The organism is Paraburkholderia mimosarum LMG 23256 = NBRC 106338, assembly GCF_000739815.1.
Taxonomy (GTDB): Bacteria; Pseudomonadota; Gammaproteobacteria; order Burkholderiales; family Burkholderiaceae; genus Paraburkholderia; species Paraburkholderia mimosarum.
Window position 1 is genome coordinate 1 of sequence record NZ_BBJJ01000210.1, and the last position, 2,971, is coordinate 2,971.

1 protein-coding gene and 1 pseudogene are annotated in these 2,971 nt (G+C 51.7%); both read right to left on the reverse strand.

Translation table 11 applies throughout. From position 1 onward, the window contains the following. Window positions 1-392: 392 nt before the first annotated feature. The gene (locus tag BMI01S_RS36660; protein ID WP_154671527.1) at window positions 393-2,255 is read right to left on the reverse strand and encodes an FRG domain-containing protein; all 1,863 of its coding nucleotides are present in this window, start codon (window positions 2,253-2,255) and stop codon (window positions 393-395) included. Between the two features lie 324 nt (window positions 2,256-2,579). Continuing rightward, a pseudogene (locus BMI01S_RS42310) lies at window positions 2,580-2,971 on the reverse strand (hypothetical protein); the annotation flags it as partial.

Genomic DNA, 2,971 nt, shown 5'->3' on the forward strand with positions numbered 1-2,971 from the left:
TTATATTAGGAATGCTAATTTTATGTATCACCACGTTCGTCTGCACGGGACCATCCTTCGTCTGTGCGGATCGCTTCGTTCCTCGGAATGGACTCGAGGCTATCGTACTCCTCCCACGAACGCCGGCGATGTTGGAATCGACTCAACGTAAGATCATGAGGCACACGACGAACTGCGGTTCGGCGGTGTCGGGCCAAGCCGAATAAGCGCCTATCCCGTCATCTGAAAGTTTGCGCGGCTTACAAAGAGCTTTGACGCGTTCTAGCGCGGGCGGATAGACAGCAACCAACTGATTTTGCACGATTTTTATTTGGGGGCCGAAGCCGAACCCACGGCTGGCTTGGGTGCGTCTAGCCGGAGATTTGTACGGAAATCAAAGTCACCCCTACCTGTCAGTTTTCTACCGGAAAAGGATGAAACCGATTGACATGGCGACCCCAAGGCTCGGGATATTTTTCCGCAAACTTCAGCATGAATTGGTAGGCCGGATCGTTGTCTGGCGAAGGAAACAACGATTCAAAAGTCGAATCGGTCTGGTAGTAATTCGGGCGTAGACGGAACGCACATACTACGCTCTCCGCAAGCCGATTTTGATGATCGCTATGGCCTCCGTGGAAAAACTTCGCGAACTGTCTTCCTGGCCTCCTTGCCAAAATCCCAAATTCCTCCAGTTCCTCGCAATTGAGCAAGGACGGCCGAATCGTATTTGTGACATTTTGGCAAGCAAAGATGATAGGCCACTGCTGGACGTCATCACTCCAACTCGATTCAACCAACTTTTTGTAACCGGAAGCGTTGGTATCTTCGTCCTTCCAGTACGCATTGGTGGCGAACCAAACTGCAACATCTAAGCTCGTGGTAACGTCCAGACCGTGACTAGGCAGGCCATAGTGTTGAGCGAGCGCCATGATTGCGTAATCCAGTTCGCACAGGGGAGACGAAGCAAGACTGCGCCAACGCTCGGCTCGTTCAGGTATCAACCGACGATCGGAACCATAGATCTGCTGCTCGGCAAATTGGCGAAGAATGTAGTGAAGATCATCGTATATATATGACAGTTTTCGCGAAGCCGAGGTGGTAAGCGAGGGTTCGGTCGCGCACGAATCGGCAAAGAGTAGCTCACGCACTCCGTCTGTCCGCGGCAGTGTATGAAGGGAGGTCTGCCCACGGAAAAAAATTCCCGACTCGTCTCGCACCGGTATTTCAGCTACGCATTGCCGTATTTCCTCAATGCTGGAAACTTCGATAACAGGAATACAATAATGTTTGCAGCGTAATAGTTGTGTGGTTGCGAGTTTGGAGTAGAAGCCCTCGTAGTGGTCACGGAATATGTTCTTGGCACCGTAGAGACCCAAGCGTTCTGGCTTTCTGGCCCAAAAAGGTGCGCGATAGTACTTATCGACGACGATACCCAACGGTGTATTTTCCTGAGCGTACCTCGAATATTCATCGATTGAAACGGCCGGAGAATTGGCTACGTTTATTTCGTCTATCGGTAGTGAACCAAATAGGTGGGACCCGCCTTGTGCTTCGACCAGGGGTGCTAGTAACGTAGCAGGAACAGCGATTAGTCCACTCTTATCGATGTCAGGAAGCGTTTTTTCGTCGTACCCTATCCGGTCCAGATATTTTCGGTTGAGATCACGATGGTGAATTTGCCGAATGGTTGCGTAATAGGCGTAATACTGGAGGTTCACTGCCCCTCCTAACCAAGCGCCAAGCGAAGCAAAGGCGTACTGCTGTCTCGTCGGAAGGAGTCGGGGAAATTCAGATTGAGTATCCATGGGGTCGGCGCTGTAGCCTTTAGCCTCAAGAGCCTTCGCCATCTCTGTGCGACGGGCTTCAATCAGCAGCCGATGAACGGTCACCAGATTGCTGAACTGGTTGAGCACCGTCGAAAAGGCGATCGGCCAATAACTGTGGTCTTCCCAGATGAGGCGGTCGCCGATGAGCTGTAGTGTGAGTTTCGCTCCGGCTGGCACTTTAGACCCGTTCAACAGCAATGTGCTCTTCCCTGATTTTACAAGTGGTATTGAACGGGCGATTTCCTCACTAACGGCTTGGGGTACACGGGCTCTAGTTAAAAAACCCCGCCAACTCGCGATAAGGAATTTGCGCTTGCTCGATTCCACGTCAAGCGAAATTCCGACGTAAGACTTAGGTTCCCCCGACAGCGATTTGTTGAGCCTTCCGAAATCCACAGCACTATGCGGGAAGGGTAAATCTTGAAATACTTCAAAGAACAATGACTCCACGACTCTCTCTTTGGTAGGTTGAAACGTTCGTACGGAAAACTCTTCGGTCAAACTGAACGAGCAAGAGGCGCATCGGTGTTCTCCCCGTCTGAAACCGAAACAACGCTATTACGGCACATGCTCAGAAACCTTTACATAGGGGCGCTCATAAACCCCGGACCGTATCCACATTGTCATCTTCAATGACGAGTCGGCGCATTGCTGTCAGAGAGAACGCAGTTTCGGAATCTGATTGTCACGATCTTGTGACCTACCCTTGCAATCACGATGCGTCGAAAGATGCGGCTACGGCCGTCCGTGGGGCAGTCTTCGGGCGAGGTGTCGCTAGGTGCCACCATCAACTTGACGTTCGGGTGTTCTTCCCTCCGTTTCGAACCCTGAGCGCGATAGCCTTTCTGAGATGTACCCCAAAAGCGAAATCGCCCTTAGGCTGTTTTCTTTTGAACCGTAGTCCACGACCTCCCCGTGTAGAATCATGTGGCGGTTCATGCCGGTAAATCCTTCGTAGCGATCTTTTGCTGATGCTGTGACCGGCATCGGATGCCTTAATGGTTCGGAGAAAGCCACGCCGAGCGGGGACGTGTCCAGATTCGCCAGGTGGTCTATCACAGCCTGCCGCTTCTGTACCATGAATAGCGCTCCTCCAACGGCGTCAAAGCAAATTCCGTCGATCTGAGCAAGCATCACGGGGATCGCCAATAAATATTGCCCTAACA